The organism is uncultured Azonexus sp., assembly GCF_937982035.1.
GTDB lineage: Bacteria > Pseudomonadota > Gammaproteobacteria > Burkholderiales > Rhodocyclaceae > Azonexus.
Map to the genome: position 1 here is coordinate 125,551 of NZ_CALJNI010000008.1, position 17,552 is coordinate 143,102.

The 17,552-nt window shown below is 65.1% G+C and carries 19 protein-coding genes and 2 tRNA genes; 7 read left to right on the plus strand and 14 right to left on the minus strand.

All coding sequences use genetic code 11. The annotated features are described in order from the left end of the window. Positions 1-19: 19 nt before the first annotated feature. Together Q0799_RS06545 and Q0799_RS06550 are read left to right on the plus strand one after the other, a co-directional pair. Positions 20-95 (plus strand) — tRNA-Lys (locus Q0799_RS06545). Positions 96-110: 15 nt separating this feature from the next. Beyond that, a tRNA-Lys gene (locus Q0799_RS06550) sits at positions 111-186 on the plus strand. Positions 187-279: 93 nt separating this feature from the next. Here the strand turns inward: Q0799_RS06550 and Q0799_RS06555 are convergent. The 3 genes from Q0799_RS06555 to rng form a co-directional block, all read right to left on the minus strand. Beyond that, complete coding sequence (locus tag Q0799_RS06555; protein WP_028994091.1) at positions 280-708, minus strand: ProQ/FINO family protein; 429 nt, start codon at positions 706-708, stop codon at positions 280-282. Between the two features lie 70 nt (positions 709-778). Further along, positions 779-1,654, minus strand: coding sequence for a dienelactone hydrolase family protein (locus Q0799_RS06560; protein WP_298395975.1), 876 nt, complete (start codon positions 1,652-1,654; stop codon positions 779-781). A 21-nt stretch (positions 1,655-1,675) separates the two neighbouring features. After that, positions 1,676-3,127: a ribonuclease G gene (rng, locus tag Q0799_RS06565; protein ID WP_028994089.1), complete on the minus strand. Its 1,452-nt coding sequence runs from the start codon at positions 3,125-3,127 to the stop codon at positions 1,676-1,678. A 36-nt stretch (positions 3,128-3,163) separates the two neighbouring features. On the opposite strand from rng, the gene yegQ reads away from it, so the two are divergent. Together yegQ and Q0799_RS06575 are read left to right on the plus strand one after the other, a co-directional pair. Continuing rightward, positions 3,164-4,456 (plus strand): tRNA 5-hydroxyuridine modification protein YegQ, encoded by a 1,293-nt coding sequence (gene yegQ / locus Q0799_RS06570; RefSeq protein ID WP_298395980.1) that lies wholly within the window; start codon positions 3,164-3,166, stop codon positions 4,454-4,456. A 41-nt stretch (positions 4,457-4,497) separates the two neighbouring features. Beyond that, positions 4,498-5,571, plus strand: a complete 1,074-nt coding sequence (locus tag Q0799_RS06575) for an acyltransferase (RefSeq protein ID WP_298395983.1) — start codon at positions 4,498-4,500, stop codon at positions 5,569-5,571. Here the strand turns inward: Q0799_RS06575 and Q0799_RS06580 are convergent. Then, positions 5,519-7,477 carry an acetoacetate--CoA ligase gene (locus tag Q0799_RS06580; protein ID WP_298395986.1) on the minus strand — a complete coding sequence of 653 codons (1,959 nt, stop codon included), beginning with the start codon at positions 7,475-7,477 and terminating at the stop codon, positions 5,519-5,521. The genes Q0799_RS06575 and Q0799_RS06580 overlap by 53 nt on opposite strands. Positions 7,478-7,700: 223 nt before the next feature. Here Q0799_RS06580 and Q0799_RS06585 point away from each other — a divergent pair, with 223 nt between their 5' ends. Together Q0799_RS06585 and Q0799_RS06590 are read left to right on the plus strand one after the other, a co-directional pair. Beyond that, positions 7,701-9,323: a PAS domain-containing methyl-accepting chemotaxis protein gene (locus Q0799_RS06585; protein ID WP_298395989.1), complete on the plus strand. Its 1,623-nt coding sequence runs from the start codon at positions 7,701-7,703 to the stop codon at positions 9,321-9,323. Positions 9,324-9,449: 126 nt separating this feature from the next. Continuing rightward, entirely contained in the window at positions 9,450-10,223 is a 774-nt protein-coding gene (locus tag Q0799_RS06590; RefSeq protein WP_298395992.1) for an enoyl-CoA hydratase, read from the plus strand. 3 nt (positions 10,224-10,226) lie between these two features. Here the strand turns inward: Q0799_RS06590 and Q0799_RS06595 are convergent, their stop codons facing one another. After that, positions 10,227-10,832, minus strand: a complete 606-nt coding sequence (locus Q0799_RS06595) for a cysteine hydrolase family protein (RefSeq protein WP_298395994.1) — start codon at positions 10,830-10,832, stop codon at positions 10,227-10,229. A 67-nt stretch (positions 10,833-10,899) separates the two neighbouring features. Here Q0799_RS06595 and Q0799_RS06600 point away from each other — a divergent pair, with 67 nt between their 5' ends. Continuing rightward, positions 10,900-11,979, plus strand: a complete 1,080-nt coding sequence (locus tag Q0799_RS06600) for a hypothetical protein (RefSeq protein WP_298395998.1) — start codon at positions 10,900-10,902, stop codon at positions 11,977-11,979. Here Q0799_RS06600 and Q0799_RS06605 read toward each other — a convergent pair. The 9 genes from Q0799_RS06605 to Q0799_RS06645 are packed head-to-tail and all read right to left on the minus strand — an operon-like array spanning position 11,954 to position 17,544. Then, entirely contained in the window at positions 11,954-12,538 is a 585-nt protein-coding gene (locus Q0799_RS06605; RefSeq protein ID WP_298396001.1) for a nucleoside triphosphate pyrophosphatase, read from the minus strand. The two genes, Q0799_RS06600 and Q0799_RS06605, sit on opposite strands and share 26 nt — an antisense overlap. Then, the gene (gene rlmH / locus Q0799_RS06610; RefSeq protein WP_298396003.1) at positions 12,538-13,008 is read right to left on the minus strand and encodes a 23S rRNA (pseudouridine(1915)-N(3))-methyltransferase RlmH; all 471 of its coding nucleotides are present in this window, start codon (positions 13,006-13,008) and stop codon (positions 12,538-12,540) included. The genes Q0799_RS06605 and rlmH overlap by 1 nt, the downstream gene beginning before the upstream one ends. Further along, positions 13,005-13,370 carry a ribosome silencing factor gene (gene rsfS, locus Q0799_RS06615; protein WP_028994082.1) on the minus strand — a complete coding sequence of 122 codons (366 nt, stop codon included), beginning with the start codon at positions 13,368-13,370 and terminating at the stop codon, positions 13,005-13,007. Before rsfS ends, rlmH begins: the two co-directional genes overlap by 4 nt. Beyond that, on the minus strand, positions 13,370-14,023 hold the full coding sequence (gene nadD, locus Q0799_RS06620; protein ID WP_298396007.1) for a nicotinate-nucleotide adenylyltransferase: 654 nt from the start codon (positions 14,021-14,023) through the stop codon (positions 13,370-13,372). The genes rsfS and nadD overlap by 1 nt, the downstream gene beginning before the upstream one ends. Next, entirely contained in the window at positions 14,016-14,789 is a 774-nt protein-coding gene (locus Q0799_RS06625; RefSeq protein ID WP_298396009.1) for a BPSS1780 family membrane protein, read from the minus strand. Before Q0799_RS06625 ends, nadD begins: the two co-directional genes overlap by 8 nt. Positions 14,790-14,792: 3 nt before the next feature. Next, complete coding sequence (locus Q0799_RS06630) at positions 14,793-15,539, minus strand: BPSS1780 family membrane protein (RefSeq protein WP_298396012.1); 747 nt, start codon at positions 15,537-15,539, stop codon at positions 14,793-14,795. A gap of 9 nt (positions 15,540-15,548) precedes the next feature. Next, entirely contained in the window at positions 15,549-16,475 is a 927-nt protein-coding gene (locus tag Q0799_RS06635) for a homoserine kinase (RefSeq protein ID WP_298396015.1), read from the minus strand. Positions 16,476-16,478: 3 nt separating this feature from the next. Next, a complete protein-coding gene (locus Q0799_RS06640; RefSeq protein ID WP_298396018.1) occupies positions 16,479-16,808 on the minus strand; it encodes a DUF2782 domain-containing protein in 330 nt (109 codons plus the stop codon). A 31-nt stretch (positions 16,809-16,839) separates the two neighbouring features. Then, the gene (locus tag Q0799_RS06645) at positions 16,840-17,544 is read right to left on the minus strand and encodes a TIGR00730 family Rossman fold protein (RefSeq protein WP_298396459.1); all 705 of its coding nucleotides are present in this window, start codon (positions 17,542-17,544) and stop codon (positions 16,840-16,842) included. Between the last annotated feature and the right edge of the window lie 8 nt (positions 17,545-17,552).

Sequence of the window (17,552 nt, forward strand, 5' to 3'; positions counted from 1 at the left end):
CGCGCTTCCCGTGTGGGCCGGGTCGGTAGCTCAGTCGGTAGAGCAGCGGACTTTTAATCCGTTGGTCGCGAGTTCGAATCTCGCCCGACCCACCAAAGTGGAAAAATTCTGGGTCGTTAGCTCAGTTGGTAGAGCAGCGGACTCTTAATCCGTAGGTCGAGTGTTCGAATCACTCACGACCCACCAGAATTCGAAGGCCTGTACTCCGGTACAGGCCTTTTTCATTTGCCCAAAATAAAGCCAGTCCGCAGACTGGCTTTTTGTTTTCCGCGGCCGGTCTTACTTGCGACCGAACTTCTCCGTCAGCTGCTGCAGCTTCTGCTGTTTGAGCGCCTCGGCCTTGTTGGCGGCTTCGACGGCCTTGCGCTGTTCGGCCTGCTTTTTGAAGCGCTCCTTGAGCAGTTCGGCGGCGTGCTGGCGGTTTTCGTCGGTGACTTCACCGGCCTGGCTGCCGTCGAGATTCAGGCGGTGGCTGGCCTTTTCCATTTCGCGCAGGTAGCGCGTTGCCATGGTGTGGCTGCGCATCGCCAGGCGGATGGATTTCTTGCTCAGTTCCGGCAGCGCGGCGAACAACTGCTTGTCGATACCGATGGCCAGCGGGCTGTAATTGCGGAAGACATCGAAGCGGGTTTGCAGGTCCTTGAGCAGGACGCGGATGTCGGTCGGCTTCTCGGTAGCGGCGGGGGTGGCGGATTCGGCAGAGGTCATGATGTTGGCGGACTGAATCGAGGCGCGAAGGTTAGCACGGAATGCCCCTTCGCGCCCGCAGAAATGGCGTTCAGACGCCGTTCTGACGGAACCAGGCGAGCATCCGGCGCCAGCCGTCCTCGGCTTCTTCCTTGCGGTAGCTCGGTCGGTAATCGGCGTGGAAGGCATGCGGTGCGTTGTCGTAGAGAACGATCTCCGAGGCCTTGGCGGCCGGGCTGCCGTTTTTCAGTGCCGCTTCCATGGCGTCGACGGTTTCGATCGGGATGCCGGTGTCGACACCGCCATAGAGGCCGAGCACCGGCGCCTTGAGTTCACCGACCAGATCGGTCGGATGACGCGGCGTGAATTCGTTGACCGTGCCGACCAAGCGACCGTACCACGCCACCCCGGCCTTGACGCCGGGATTATGGGCGCCGTACAGCCAGGTGATGCGGCCGCCCCAGCAGAAACCGGTGATCGCCAGGCGAGCGGTATCGGCGCCCTGCTTTGCCGCCCAGGCGACGCTGGCGTCGAGATCCTTCATGACCAGCGCGTCCGGCGTACGGCCGCTGATCTTCTCGATGATTTCGGCGACGCTCTCGATCTTGCGCGGATCGCCCTGACGGGCGAACAGTTCCGGGGCAATGACGAAATAGCCGAGTTTGGCCAGGCGGCGGGCGGTGTCGCGGATGTATTCATGGACGCCGAAGATTTCCGAGATCAGCAGCACCACCGGCGGCTTGGCCAGACCGGCCGGTGCGGCGCGGTAGGCGACCATCTCGCCGTCGTGCACCGGCACCTTGACCTCGCCTTCGATCAGGCCGGCGGCATCGGTGTGAATCGCCGTCTGCGCGGCGACCGGCAGCGTCGCCAGGGCGAAACCGGCGCCCAGGCTGGTGACCAGGAAGCTGCGGCGGTTGAAATGTTGCGGGGGTACTAGGCTGTCGAATTCTGCCTTGTTGTCCATGTTTGTCTCCTCGGTGGGGGTTTACATCAGAACGATGTCGTACTGCTCCGGTGAATAACTGGGTTCGGACTGCAGGGAAACCGATTTGCCGATGAAGTCGGAGAGCATCGCCAGCGCCTGCGACTCTTCGTCGAGGAACAGGTCGACCACCGCCGGGCCGGCCAGGATGCGGTACTCGCGGGCATTGAACTGGCGCGCCTCGCGCAGCAGTTCGCGGAGGATTTCGTAGGCCACGGTACGCGCCGTCTTGACCTCGCCGCGACCGTCGCAGGTCGGGCAGGGTTCGCACAGCACGTGCGCCAGCGATTCGCGGGTACGTTTGCGGGTCATCTCGACCAGCCCCAACTGGGTGAAGCCATTGACCGTCAGCCGCGTATGGTCGCGCGACAGCGCCTTGTTGAATTCTTCCAGCACCGCCTTCTTGTGCTCCTCGTTCTCCATGTCGATGAAATCGACAATGATGATGCCGCCAAGGTTCCGCAGACGCAGCTGGCGGGCGATGGTGACCGCCGCCTCGAGGTTGGTCTTGAAGATGGTGTCGTCGAAGTTGCGCACGCCGACGAAACCGCCGGTATTGACGTCGATGGTGGTCATCGCCTCGGTCTGGTCGATGATCAGGTAGCCGCCGGACTTGAGGTCAACGCGGCGGGCCAGCGCCTTCTGGATTTCGTCCTCGACGCCGTGCAGGTCGAACAACGGCCGCAGGCCGGTGTAATGCTCGAGCATGGACTCGACCGCCGGCGTGTATTCCTGGGCGAAAGCGCTGAGTTTCTGAAAATTTTCCCGCGAGTCGATGACGATGCGTGAGGTTTCCGGATTGACGAAATCGCGCAGCACGCGCTGACCGAGCGACAACTCCTGATAGAGCAGGCTGGGCGGGGCACTGGTCCGCGCCTTGTCGCGGATGTCGGCCCAGGTCTTGCGCAGATAGGCGATGTCGGTGGCGAACTCGGCGTCGCTGGCGTTTTCGGCCATGGTCCGGACGATGAAGCCACCCGGCTCGTCGGCCGGCACCAGACGGGTGATCTTCTCGCGCAGCATCTCGCGCTCGGCTTCGGCCTCGATGCGCTGCGAGATGCCGATATGCTTCTCCTGCGGCAGGTGCACCAGCATGCGGCCGGCAATGGAAATCTGCGTGGACAGGCGGGCGCCCTTGGTCCCGATCGGGTCCTTGACGACCTGGACGACGATGCTCTGGCCTTCCGCGAGAATTTTCTCGATCGGCCGTTCCTGCGCCGTTTCGCGCGGCTGCCAGATGTCGGCGACGTGGAGGAAGGCTGTACGTTCCAGCCCGACATCAACGAAGGCCGACTGCATGCCGGGCAGGATGCGGACGATGCGTCCGAGATAGACGTTGCCGACCAGACCGCGGCTGGCGGTGCGCTCGATGTGCAGCTCCTGGACAACCCCTTGTTGCATGACGGCAACGCGAGTCTCCTGCGGCGTGAAATTGATCAGGATTTCTTCGGACATAGTCTCTACAATTCTCGGTTTTTGCTGGATTCTACTATGCGCAAGGCGCCCGAACTCCTCGCCCCTGCCGGTTCGCTCGACATGATGCGCACCGCCTTCGCCTTCGGCGCCGACGCCATCTACGCCGGCCAGCCGCGCTACAGCCTGCGCGTGCGCAACAACGAGTTCGGCGACCTGGAAAAACTCGGCGGCGCGATTGCCGAGGCACACGCCGCCGGCAAGCAGTTTTTCGTCGTCAGCAACATCTTCCCGCACAACGCCAAGCTCAAGACCTACCTCGACGACATGGCGCCGGTCGTCGCGCTCAAGCCGGACGCGCTGATCATGTCCGACCCCGGCCTGATCGACATGGTGCGCACGCAATGGCCGGAACAGGTGATCCACCTGTCGGTGCAGTCGAACACCGTGAACTGGGCAGCGGTGCGCTTCTGGCAGAAGGTGGGCGTCAGCCGGGTCATCCTGTCGCGCGAACTATCGCTCGACGAAGTCGCCGAAATCCGCCAGCAATGCCCGGACATCGAGCTTGAAGTCTTCGTCCATGGCGCGCTGTGCATCGCCTACTCCGGCCGTTGCCTGCTGTCCGGCTACTTCAACCACCGCGACCCGAACCAGGGTACCTGCACCAATTCCTGCCGCTGGGACTACAAGGTGTCGACGTCCGACGGCGCCCCCCTGCCCCCCGGCCAGCCGGTCAACTTCTACAGCAGCCCGGAGCAGGAAATCCTGCTCGAAGAACGCCAGCGCCCCGGTGAACTGATGCCGATCGAGGAAGACGAGCACGGCACCTACATCATGAACTCGAAGGACCTGCGCGCCATCGAGCACGTGCACCGACTGACCGAAATCGGCGTCGATTCGCTGAAGATCGAGGGCCGCACCAAGAGCCCCTACTACGTCGCCCGCACCTGCCAGGCCTACCGCCAGGCCATCGACGACGCCGTCGCCGGCCGCCCGTTCGACCCGCGCCTGCTCGGCGAACTGGAAAACCTGGCCAGCCGCGGCTACACCGACGGCTTCTACCAGCGCCACCACGACGCCGACTACCAGAACTACCTGCGCGGCCATTCCGAATCGGACAAGAGCCAGTACGTCGGCGACGCCGTCGCCTTCGACGCGGCGCGCGGCCTGATGCAGATCGAGGTCAAGAATCGCTTCGCGCTGGGCGACCGCATCGAATGCGTGCATCCGCAGGGCAACCTGAACGCCACCATCGGCCGCATGGAAAACGCCGACGGTCAGCCAGTCAGCGTCGCACCGGGCAGCGGCCACCGGGTATGGATCGATTTGCCCGAGCGGTACACCGATTCCTTCGTCGCGCGTTACTTCTGAATCGCCAGTAACCCGCGCGCCTATCGGGCGCGTATGCCGCCATGGCCAACGCCGCCCGCATGCCGCTGATCGACGCCCTCAAGGGCGTCGCTTCGCAGATCATCCTGCTTCACCACCTCGCGCTCTACGGGCCGCTGTCGCTGGCCGTCGCCACCGCGTTTCCGGATCTCGCCGAGTGGCTGGTCGACTACGGGCGGATGGCCGTGCAGGTTTTCCTCGTCATCGGCGGTTTTCTGGCCGCCCGCAGCCTGTCGCCGACCGGCGGCGCGCTGGCCGACAATCCGCTGCCGCTGATCGGCCGGCGCTACCTGCGCCTGGTGCTGCCCTTCGTCGCGGCGATCAGCCTCGCCGTTGCCACCTCGGTACTGGCCGACCTGTGGCTCGACGACCCGGCGATTCCCGAACTCGCCACCCCGGGCCAGTGGCTGGCGCATGCGCTGCTGCTGCATGGCGTGCTCGGCAGCGAATCCCTGTCGGCGGGCGTCTGGTACGTCGCCATCGACTTCCAGTTGTTCGCCCTGCTGGCCTTGCTGCTCTGGCTGGGCCGCACGGCGACCCTTGCCTGGCTGGCGGCATTCGGCCTGGCCACCGTCTCGCTGTTCTGGTTCAACCGCGACAGCAGCCTCGACAACTGGGCGATCTACTTCTTCGGTGCCTACGGGCTGGGCGCCGCTGCCTGGTGGGCGTCGACGCGCCGTGGCACGCTAGGCTGGCTGCTGCTCGCAGCCGCCGTCGCCGCGACTGCGCTGCTCGTCGATTTCCGCCCGCGCATCGCGATTGCCCAGGCTACCGCCATGCTGCTCGGCTTTGTCCGGTTGTCGGGCTGGCGCGAGCAGTGGCCGGGTAGCCGGATCACCGACTTCCTCGGGCGCATTTCCTACTCGGTCTTCCTGATCCATTTCCCGGTACTGCTGCTGATCAACGCCCTGTTCGCCGCCCACCCGGCCGATGACCCGGCGGCGGTTGCCTGGTGGATGCTGTTCACCTGGGTCAGCTGCCTTTACGCCGGCCTCGTCTTCCATCGCTGGATCGAGGTACCGGCGGGAAAATGGCGCCTGCCGGCTAGTCGGCGAGTTCGGGGCGGGCGCGGAAGCAATCCAGCGCTTCCGGATTAGCCAACGCCTCGACGTTCTTCACCGGCCGCTCGTGCACCACGTTGCGCACGGCCAGTTCGACGATCTTGCCCGACTTGGTACGCGGAATGTCGGCCACCTGGACAACCTTGGCGGGCACATGCCGCGGTGTCGTGTTGGCGCGGATCTGCTGCTTGATGCGCGCCACCAGCGCCGTATCGAGCACCGCCCCCTCGGCCAGTTTGACGAAGAGCACGACACGCACATCGTCGTTGCGTCCCGGCGGCCAGTCCTGGCCGATCACCAGCGACTCCAGCACTTCCGGCAACTGCTCGACCTGGCGGTAGATCTCGGCCGTGCCGATGCGCACCCCGCCCGGATTGAGCGTCGCGTCCGAACGGCCGTAGATGATCATGCCGTCGTGCGCGGTCAGCTCGGAAAAGTCGCCGTGGCACCAGACGTTGTCGAAGCGTTCGAAATAGGCAGCGCGATATTTGCTGCCGTCGGCATCGTTCCAGAAGCCGACCGGCATCACCGGGAACGGACGGACGCAGACCAGTTCGCCCTTCTCGCCGCGCACGGGCCGGCCTTCCTCGTCGAACACCTCGACCGCCATGCCCAGCCCGCGGCACTGGATTTCGCCGCGATAGACCGGCAGCACCGGGTTGCCGAGGACGAAGCAGGAAATGATGTCGGTGCCGCCGGAAATCGACGCCAGCAGCAGGTCGGCTTTGACCTCGCGGTAGACCCAGTCGAAGCCTTCCGGCGACAGCGGGCTGCCGGTCGAGAACATGGCGCGCAGGGCGGCCAGGTCATGTGTCTTGCCCGGCGTCAGCCCGGCCTTGGCGGCGGCGTCGATGAACTTGGCCGAGGTGCCGAAGTGAGTCATGCGCTCGGCCTCGGCGTAGTCGAACAGCACCGTGCTAGCGGCGGCAAACGGCGAGCCGTCGTAGAGCAGCAGCGTGGCGCCGGCAGCGAGGCCGGAAACCAGCCAGTTCCACATCATCCAGCCGCAGGTGGTGAAGTAGAACAGGCGGTCGCCCGAACGCACGTCGCTGTGCAGCACATGCTCCTTGAGGTGCTGCAGCAGCACGCCGCCGTGGCAATGGACGATGCACTTGGGCACGCCGGTGGTGCCGCTGGAGAACATGATGAACAGCGGATGATCGAAGGCGACGCGACGGAAGGCCGGCGACGCGCCGGCATCGGCCGCCGGCAGCGCCGACCAGTTGAGGGCATTGGCAATGCCGCCGATTTCCGGTGCCTCGGCCAGGTAGGGCACGACCACGGTTTTCAGCAGCGACGGCATCTGCGCCACCACGTCGGCATTCTTGGCCAGGCAGTCGACCGGCTTGCCGTTGTACCAGTAGCCATCGACGCAGACCAGCACCTTGGGTTCGATCTGGCCGAAACGGTCGAGCACGCCCTGGACGCCGAAATCCGGCGACGCCGACGACCAGATCGCACCGAGTGCCGTCGTCGCCAGCATGGCGACCAGCGTCTCCGGCAGGTTGGGCAGGTAACCGGCGACGCGGTCGCCTTCGCCGACCCCGGCCTCGACCAGGAAGCGCTGGAAGCGCGCGACTTCGCGCCGCAGTTCGCGCCGACTCATGCGCCGCTTGACTTTGTCCTCGCCCCAGAACACCAGCGCCTCGCCGTCATCGTCGTGGCGCAGCAGGTTTTCAGCGTAGTTCAGACGGGCCTGCGGGAACCAGCGCGCGCCGGGCATCCTGCCGCCATCCTCAAGCACCGTCTCGCCGCGCTCGCCGATGGCGCCGCAGAAACGCCAGACCTGCGGCCAGAATTCCTCGGGCCGGTCGACCGACCATTGCCACAGATCGGCGTAGCGCCCGTAACCGGTCGCCTGCATGAACTGCGCCATGCGCGTATCGCCAACGGTGGCGGGATTCGGGGACCACAACGGGGTGGTGTCGATGGCGTAGCTCATCTTGTCTCCTGTATTTTTTTCGTTGATGCGAAAGATAACAGGAGTCGGCGGCGACAGATTGTCGCCCGCCGGACATTGGTCAGTCCAGCCAATCCATTAGCGAATCATCATATGCCGAAAGTCATAGAAACTTCTTCTATACCTCTAGGGTTTTGCCTAGAATGGCGGCAGGGAGTTTCTCCGGAAATGAGAACCGTCATCAAACCGATAAAGGGGATCGGGAATGAAGATCAACTCGCCGGTGACGAACGTTGAACAACCCTTCCCGGACGGGAAGTACATCGTTTCGCGCACCGACCTGAAAGGCGTCATCACCTACGCCGACGATACCTTCGTCGAAATCAGCGGCTTCTCGCGCGAGGAGCTGATCGGCAGCAGCCACAACATCGTCCGCCATCCCGGCATGCCGCCGGCGGCATTCGCCTGGGCCTGGGAAACGATCAAGGCCGACCGGCCGTGGCGCGGCCTGGTCAAGAACCGCTGCAAGAACGGCGACTACTACTGGGTCGATGCGCTGATCGTGCCGGTGCTCAAGGACAACCGCAAGATCGGCTACATGTCGGTGCGGACCAAGCCGACGCGGCAGCAGATCAACGATGCCGAAGCACTGTACGGCAAGCTCGCCGCCGGCCAGGCAAAGACACCAAAGGCTTCGGCCTGGGCGCGCATTTCCTTGAAGACCAAACTGAGCGCGCTGGTCATCGGGATGATCGTCGTCCAGGTGCTCGGCGCCGGCCTGCAGGCCTTCACCGGCGAACTCGGCCTGAGCACCGGCATGACCAATTGGCTGGCCAGCCTGTTCAGCCTGCTCGGCATCGGCGCGGGCATTGCGCTGATGTTGCTCCAGGGCAGCCTGATGACCATCATCAACCGGATCACCGGGCGCCTGCAGCACATCGCCCAGGGCGACCTGACCGACGAGATCCCGCTGCACCGGGTCGATGAACTGGGCCGCCTGAACGATGCCCTGGTGACGATGCAGACCCACCTGAAGGCGATGATGGCCGAAATTGCCGAGGCCAGCACCAATGTCACAGGCGACGCTGAAGCGCTGACCCGGGAAATCGACGAGACACGCCGCTCGACCGCCGCCCAGTCGGCCGCCGCCAGCAGCATTGCCGCTGCCGTCGAGCAACTGGTGACCTCGGTCAACGAGATCGCCGACGACGCCCAGCAGGCTTCCGCCGCCGTCCTCGCCTCGCACGAATTGCTGGCCGCCGCCTCGCAACGCATGGAGCAGAGCCAGGAGGCATCGGACAACGTGGTCACCACCGTCCGCTCGGCCGGCAGCACGATGGATGAACTGTTCCACTCGATCTCGGCCATCGAACGGGTCAGCCAGGTCATCCGCGAGATCGCCGATCAGACCAATCTGCTCGCGCTCAATGCCGCCATCGAGGCCGCCCGTGCCGGCGAAGCCGGCCGTGGTTTCGCCGTGGTTGCCGACGAGGTCCGCAAACTGGCCGAGAATTCGAGCAAGCAGACCGGCGAGATCGCCGCCAGCATCCGCCGCATCCAGGGCAGCACGCAGTCCGCCATCGCGACCATGAGCGACGCCGCCGACCATGTCGGCGACGCCAATGCCGCTGCCGGCTCGGCCCGCGACGGTCTCGACGCGGTTGCCACCCAGGGCGGCAAGGTGCAGGAGCTGGCCCAGCACATTGCCCACGGCACCCGGCAGCAATCCGCCGCCGGCAACGAGATCGCCATCCGGATGGAGGACATCGTCAGCGGCGTCAACCAGACCTCGCGCACCATCCAGGAAGTCGGCGCGCGCAGCGAGGACATGAAGCAAACCGCCAGCCGCCTGCGCGAACTGATCGGCTACTTCCGCTTCATGCGCTGAACGGCGCAATCCAGGCAGGGAACGCCGGCCGCCACTAGGCCGGCGCGACCGCTATCGCTAATATGTCGGCTCCGCCGTGCGACTGCCGTACGTGCGGACACAACGATAACGAACCTGGAGAACAGCATGAGCAACGTCGTCCTCAACGAAGTCCACGGCAAAGTGGGCCTGATCCGCATCAATCGCCCGGAAGCGATGAACGCGCTGAACAACGAAGTCGTCGACGGCATCGCCGCCGCCATCGACGCCTTCGAAGCCGACGAGAACATCGGCTGCATCGTCCTCACCGGCAACGAGAAGGCCTTCGCCGCCGGCGCCGACATCGGCTTCATGAAGGACTTCGACTACATGCACGCCTATAAAACGGACTTCATCACCCGCAACTGGGAACGCATCAAGACGACCCGGAAGCCGGTGATCGCCGCCGTTTCGGGCTTTGCGCTGGGCGGCGGCTGCGAGATGGCGATGATGTGCGACATGATCTTCGCCGCCGATACGGCCAAGTTCGGTCAACCGGAAATCCGCCTCGGCACCATGCCCGGCGCCGGCGGCACCCAGCGCCTGCCGCGCGCCGTCGGCAAGGCCAAGGCGATGGACCTGTGCCTGACCGCGCGCATGATGGACGCCGCCGAAGCCGAAAAGTCCGGCCTGGTCGCCCGGGTGATTCCCGCCGATCAGTTGCTCGACGAGACGCTGAAGGCCGCCACGACCATCGCCGGCTATTCGCTGCCGGTGATCATGATGATCAAGGAATCGGTCAACCGCGCCTTCGAGTCCTCGCTCAACGAAGGCCTGCTCTTCGAACGCCGCGTCTTCCATTCGGCCTTCGCCCTCGAAGACCAGAAGGAAGGCATGGCCGCCTTCGTCGAGAAGCGCAAGCCGGCGTTCAAGAACCGCTGAGACTTAGTCCGGGATATCTTCCGCCGCCTGGACAATCACTGCCTGCGTGTCGCTCAAGCCGATCAGGCTGGCGGCATGCAGCAACTCGGCCGACAACACCCCACCCCGGCCATCCGGCAAGGCCCGCGTACCGCTGGCCGCAGCCACTACCGTCGAGCGGAAACCACGCTCGGTCGCGGCGCGCACGGTCGAACTGATGCAGTTGTGCGTCATGTAGCCGATCACGATCAGGTTTTTCCGGCCCGTGGCGGCCAGCACTTCCTGCAGGCCGGTGCCGGCGAAGGCGTTGGCCTGGGTTTTCTCGACCACCGCCTCGCCTGACTGTGGCAACAGCGGTTCGGCTGGCTGGTAGGCCGGCGTTTGCGGATTGAAGATGGGCCCCGCACCCCGGTGCAGGACATGCACGACCGGGACGCCGAGCGCCCGGGCACGGGCCAGCAAGCGCCCACCGGCGGCCAGCGACTCGGTAATCCCCGGCAGGGCCAGCTTGCCGTCGACGTATTCGCGCTGGGCATCGATGATCAGCAGCACGCTCTCGGCCAGGCGCGACGGCCCGCCCGGTGCGCCGATCAACTGCAGGATGGTGAAAGGTTCGTCGGTAACTGACATGCGCTTCTCCCAAATGGCAAGGAAGGCAGGATAATCGGTTTTCACGGGATTTGCCCGCACCCACGGCATGCATCTATTCACCGACATCTCGGCTCACGGCCTCGGCCATCTGGCGATCAGCGCGCCGGTCCTGAACGCCCTGGCGATACTCGCGCCCGGCTTGCGCATCACCGTGCGCAGCCGGCTGCCGACGAGCAAATTGCGCGAACGGATCGCCGCGCCATTCGAACTGATCGAAGCCGCCAGCGATTTCGGCTTCATCATGCATGACGCCCTGGCCGTCGACCGGGAGGCCAGCACCCACGCCTATCGGGCCGCCCACGCCGAATGGTCGCAGCGCGTTGCGGAGGAAACCGAATTTCTGCGCACACTGGCCCCGGATGCCGTGTTGAGCAACGTCGCCTACCTGCCGCTGGCCGGTGCCAAACGGGCCGGCATCCCGGCCTTGGCGATCTGTCCGCTCAACTGGGCCGACCTGTTCGAACACTTTTTTGCCGGCGAGCCCTGGTCTGCGGCCATCCATGCCCAGATCCTCGCCGCCTACCGCGACGCCGACGTTTTCCTGCGCCCGATGCCGGGCATGCCGATGCCCAAACTGGACAAGGGCGAAGCGATCGCCCCCATTGCCGCATGCGGAACACGGCACGAGCTCGGATTGGGTGAAGGACGCAACATCCTGATCGCCCTCGGCGGCTTCGCGCACCGCCTGCCGGTCGAACGCTGGCCACGATTTCCCGGCACCCGCTGGCTGGTCCCCGCCGACTGGCAATGCCGGCATCCCGACGCCATCGCCTTCGAACACCTGGGACTGAGTTTCACCGACCTGCTGACCTCGGTCGACGCGGTGATCACCAAGCCCGGCTACGGCACGTTCGCCGAAGCCGCCTGCAATGGTACGCCGGTGCTCTACCTGCGCCGGGACAACTGGCCGGAGCAGGATTATCTGATCGACTGGCTGCAGACCCACGGCCGCTGCCGGGAACTCCCCGCCGAGCGCCTGCACGCAGGTGAATTCGACGAGGAACTGACCCGCCTGCTGAACACCCCGACCCCGCCGTTACCGCTCCCGCAGGGGGCGATTCAGGCAGCGAGGCGGATTCTCGACTGGCTCGATCCCGCGCTCAGAAACGCCAGCCGAACGCCTTGAGCAGTTCGCCGGTCTCGCACACCGGCAAGCCCATGATGCCGGTATAGCTGCCGGCAATATGGGCGACGAACAGTCCCGCTTTACCCTGGATGCCATAGGCGCCGGCCTTGTCCATCGGTTCGCCGGAAAGCACGTAATGCCGGATTTCGTCCTCGTCGATGGCGCGGAAGCGGACTTCGCTGATCGACTGCACGTAGGCACAGCGCTGCTCGTCGCACACCGCCACCCCGGTGATGACGCGATGGACCTGGCCGGACAGGCGTTGCAGGATGGCCTGCGCGTCGGCGGCATCGACCGGCTTGCCGATGATCTCGCCGTTGAATTCGAGGGTGGTGTCGGCCGCCAGCACCGGATGCGCGATCAGCCGGCGCTCGTGGATGATCTGCAGGCCCTGCGCCGCCTTGGCACGGGTCACCCGTTCGACGTAGACGGCCGGCGCTTCGCCGGCCAGCGGCGTTTCGTCGACTTCGACTTCGGCGATCAGGGTTTCGAAATCGACGCCGATCTGATGCAGCAATTCGCGGCGGCGCGGGCTGCGTGAAGCAAGATAGATGCGCATCATCCTTCCCGGTGATAAGGGTGGTTCTTCAAGACGCTGACCGCCCGGTACAACTGTTCGCACAACAGCAGGCGCGCCATGCCGTGCGGCAGGGTCAGGCTGGACAGGCGGATCTTCTCGGCGGCGCGCTGCTTGAGCGCCTCGTCGATGCCGTCGGCGCCGCCAATCAGCAACGCGACGTCGCGACCGTCCTGCATCCAGGCCTCAAGGCGTCGGGACAGCTTGAGCGTAGTCAGGTCGTCGCCCTTCTCGTCGAGCACGACCAGCCGGCACGACGACGGCAAGGCCTCGTCGATGCGCGACTTCTCGGCCGCCAGCAACTGTTCGCGGGTTTTCGAGCCGCGCGGCTCGGGCTTGATCTCGACCACGCTGGCCGCGGCTTCGCGCGGCATGCGCTTGAGGTATTCGGCGCAGCCGTCGTCGACCCAGGCCGGCTGACGATGGCCGACGGCGACGACGAGCAGCTTCATTCGCCGGTGGCCTGCTCCGCCAGCTTGCGGCGCTGGGCCGGGGTGGCCTGCCAGAGCTCTTCGAGGTTGTAGTAGGCGCGGACGGTCGGTTGCATGACGTGCACGACCAGGTCACCGATATCGACCAGCACCCATTCGCCCCCGTCTTCCCCTTCGGTCGAGATGATTTCCCCGCCGGCTTCCTTGACCTTCTCGACCACGTTGTTGGCCAGTGCCTTGACCTGCCGGTTGGAATCGCCGGTGGCGATCACGACCCGGTCGAACATCGAGGTCAGCTTGGTGGTGTTGATGACTTCGATATCCTTGCCCTTGATATCTTCAAGGGCGGAAACGACGATTTTTTGCAGCTTGCGTATGTCCATCAGGGGTTTCTGTAAAGGGAATGGGACGAAATATAGTCGAGAACGCTATCCGGCAGCAAATAACGCGCCGACAGGTCGTTGGCCAGCAGCTTGCGGATCTGGGTCGCCGAAATCGCCAGCTGGGTCATGGCAAAAGTGACGATTGCCCCACCCGGCAAGGCTTTTAGCGCGGCGACGTCGAGCACGCGCCGGCGGGAAAACTGCGCCGACAATGCCGCCGGCAAGCTCGCCGCTTCGACCGGAAAACCCGGGCGATGCGATACCGCGACATGGACCAGGTCGAGAATTTCGGTCCACCGGTGCCAGCTCGCCAGCCCGGCGAAGGCATCGGCACCGACCAGCAGGACCAGCGACTGCTGCGCGCCCAGTTCCTCGCGCAGACGTTCCAGCGTCTGCACGGTATAACTCGGCGCCTGACTCTCGACCTCGGCCGGATCGACCGAGAAACGCGGATTGTCTTGCGTCGCCGTCCGCACCATGGCCAGGCGCTGGGCGGCGGTCACCTGCGGTGTGTCGCGATGCGGCGGATTACCGGCGGGAATCCAGCGCACGCCGCCCAGCCCGAGATGGGCCATCGATTCCTCGGCCAGACGCAGATGCCCGTAATGGACCGGGTCGAAGGTGCCGCCGAAGATCCCGAGCGGGTCAGACAATTTCGGAAATGCCGAAGATGTCGCGATAGCCGACATAGAAGCTGGCAAATACGGTCGGCGCCACGACCAGGCCCATGGTCACCATCACCACCAGCGTGGCAAAGCCCTGCAGCGCCGGCAGGGCGATCAGCAACAGGCCGAGGACGAGGCCGGGCAGAACCACGGCAACCAGCATCAAGCCGACGGCGTAAACCAGGAAAGGCCGCCAGTTCATCGCACAGGCGACAAAACTGAAGAACAGCGCCTTGCCCAGCGGCTGCCGATGCCAGGCCGCCAGCACCGGCGCAAACCACCAGGCCATCAGCACCGGCACCATGAAAATCGCCACCACCATCGCCGACAGCGTGAAATCCGCTTCTTCGAGCAAGGCCCGTTCGGCCCGGCTGCTGGCCAGCATGTAGCGCAGCAGGTCGCCGCCGTCGGCAATCGTCGACAGCCCGAGTACCGCCAGCGTCGCCACCAGATAAAGGACGCCGAGGGCGATCAGCGTGCGCACGTTGTCGCGAAAGCCGCTGAACAGGGTCTGGATGCTAGCCGACTGGCCACGCTCGATGTTGCGCGCCGCCTGCATCAGCCCCACCGACAGGCCGGGAATGACCGCCGAAGCCGCCAGCGCGCCAATGAAGGGAAACAGGTTGAGAAAGACGACGACGAACCAGTAGCTGATGACCAGGATCGACAGCACGGGCGGATTGCGCCGGTAGATGGCGAAACCGCCGCTAACCCACTGCCAGCCGGCGCGCGCCGGCAGATTGACTGCGCGCATCGCTCAGGCTCCCGTGAAGATGTCGCGATACGACGCGTAAACCGCCGCCGAAAACACCGGCAGCAACAACAGGAGCCCCAGGCCGACCGGCAGCATGGCGAAGAACCCGGCGACCATCAGGAAGATGCCGAAAATGATCATCGGCAGCCAGTTCCTGGCGCCGGCGGCAAAACTCGCCTTCATCGCCGCCAGCGGCTGCATGCCGTGAAAGTACACCAGCGCCGGTGCGAACCAGGTGGCCATGATGACCGGCACCGACAGCAGCAGCACCAGCAGGACGGCTAGCAGGAAGCCGCCGAAGGCAATGCCGATGCCGCCGACCCGCCCGGTGATGGCGCCGCCGAGCACGCCGCCGCCGATCAGCAGGAAGGCCAGCAGGGCAATGCCGAACACGCCGATGGCGAAGAACACGCCGACCATCACCAGTTGTCCGGCATGCTGGCGGAAACCGGCAAACAACTCACCGATCTGCGGCTCGCCGTCGTTGGCGACGGTCCGGCAGATTTGCAGCATGCCGGCGCCGAACAGAGGCACCAGCAGGTGGGCGGCGACCTGTCCGAAGATCGGGACGATGGAAATGGCCATCAAAATGACCAGCAGCAAGACGCTGCTGCCCAGCCAGATGCCGGGATGGGCGATGAACATGGCCCAGCCCTGGGCCAGCCAGTCGAAGCAGGCGCCGGCATCGACCTCGCGGCTTTCGCCGTCGAAGGCTGCGGGGGCCATCGGGAATTGGGGAGTTTCGCTCATGCGCGGATGCTAGCCGGGGAGCGCCGCCGGGGCAAGGCGGAATTGATCCAGCAGGCGGCGGAAGTCGCCGGGATCCTTGACCGTGACCACTTCGCCGGCCCGCGGCATGTGCCGCGCTTCCAGTCGCAGCAACCAGAAACGCAGGGCAGCTGCCCGTCGCACCGCCGGCCAGGCGGCACGCTCGTCGGCAGTCAATGGGCGAACGCCGGTGTAACCGTCAACCAAAGCCGCCAGCCGTCCGTCATCCGGGCACCAGTCGTTGGCAACGACGGCCAGATCGAACAGCCAGGCGTCGACCCCGGCAAAGTAGAAATCGAGCAGGCCACCCAGACGCGCGTCGTCCTGCCACAGCACGTTGTCGCGAAACAGGTCGGCGTGGATCACGCCCTGCGGCAACGATGACCAGTCCTGGCCGGCCTGGAAGGCCAGTTCGTCGGCCAGCAAGGCGGCTTCATCAGCCGGCAGCAGCGGCAGCAGGCGCTCACCGACCGTCTGCCGCCAGGCGGCGCCGCAAGGATTGGCCGGCGCCTCGCTCAGCCCGGCCGCGGCCAGATGCAGACGGGCCAGCGTCGCCCCGACCACGCGGCAATGTTCGGCCTCAGGCGTTTCAATCGATTGTCCGGGCAGGCAGCTGAGCAGGGCCGCCGGCTTGCCGCACAGCGGGCGCCACAAACGACCGGCGGCATCGACCGCCGGACGCGGACAGGGCAGACCGGCATCGGCCAGATGCGCCTGCAGGCGCAGGTAGAAATCGAGCGCAGCCGGGTCCGTGGCCTCGAACAGGGTCAGCACGAAACGACCGCCGTCGGTGGTCACGAAGTAATTGGAGTTCTGCATGCCGGCGGCGATGCCGGCGTGATCAAGCAGCGCGCCCAGCTCCAGCGGCGCCAGCCAGGCGGCGAGTTCGGCGCGCCCGACCGTGGTATAGACGGACAAGGCTTACCAGCTGTGAATGACCCACATCGGCGGGCGCACCGGATTGGGATTGACGTCGCTTTCCAGCATCACCCCGTCGCCCTGACGGTCGACCAGATAATAGGGTTTGCCGACGGCCGGGGTGACCCGGATCATGTACAGCTTGCCGTTGATGCGGAATTCCTCGCGGGTTTCCTTGGCATTGCGGACGATGGTCACCTGCGGTTCGAGCGCAGCATCGAACGGCTCCATTTCCGGCGGAGGCGGCGGTACGGCGGGCAGGGGCTGCAGATCGCCCTGCTGGCCCCAGGCGGGCAGCGCGGCAAGCAGCAGGATCGGTAAGAGACGGCGCATGATGTTTCCTTTCGGGTTCGCTGCCATTTTATTACAGGTTGAGCATCATCTCCCGCTCGTTCGGCAGCGGGCTGAACGGCCGCGCTTCGTAATGCTTGAAGATGGCCTCGACCACCTTTTCCGGCTCATCGATGATCTGGATCAGGTGCATGTCCTCGGCGTCGATCATCTTCTCGCGCACCAGCGTGTCCTTGAACCAGTCGACCAGGCCCTTCCAGAAATCGGAACAGACCAGGATGATCGGCATCTTGCGCGCCTTGCCGGTCTGGATCAGGGTCAGCGCTTCCATCAGTTCGTCGAGCGTGCCGAAGCCGCCGGGCATGACGACATAGGCGCTGGCGAAGCGGACGAACATGTACTTGCGTGCGAAGAAGTGGCGGAAAGTCTGCGAGATGTCCTGATAGGGGTTGCTCTGCTGTTCGTGCGGCAGCTGGATGTTGAGGCCGACCGACGGCGACTTGCCGTGGAAGGCGCCCTTGTTGGCCGCTTCCATGATGCCGGGGCCGCCGCCGGAGATCACCGAGAAGCCGGAATCGGACAGCAAACGCGCAACGCGTTCGGTCAATTCGTAATAAGGGGTGCCTTCCTTGACCCGGGCCGAACCGAAGATCGTCACCGCCGGCTTGATCGCCGCCAGGCGGTCGGTAGCTTCGACGAACTCTGACATAATGCCGAAAATCCGCCAGGATTCGCGGGCTGTCGCGCTTTTCAGCAGTGCCTCGGTCTCGATGCCCATCACCAGTT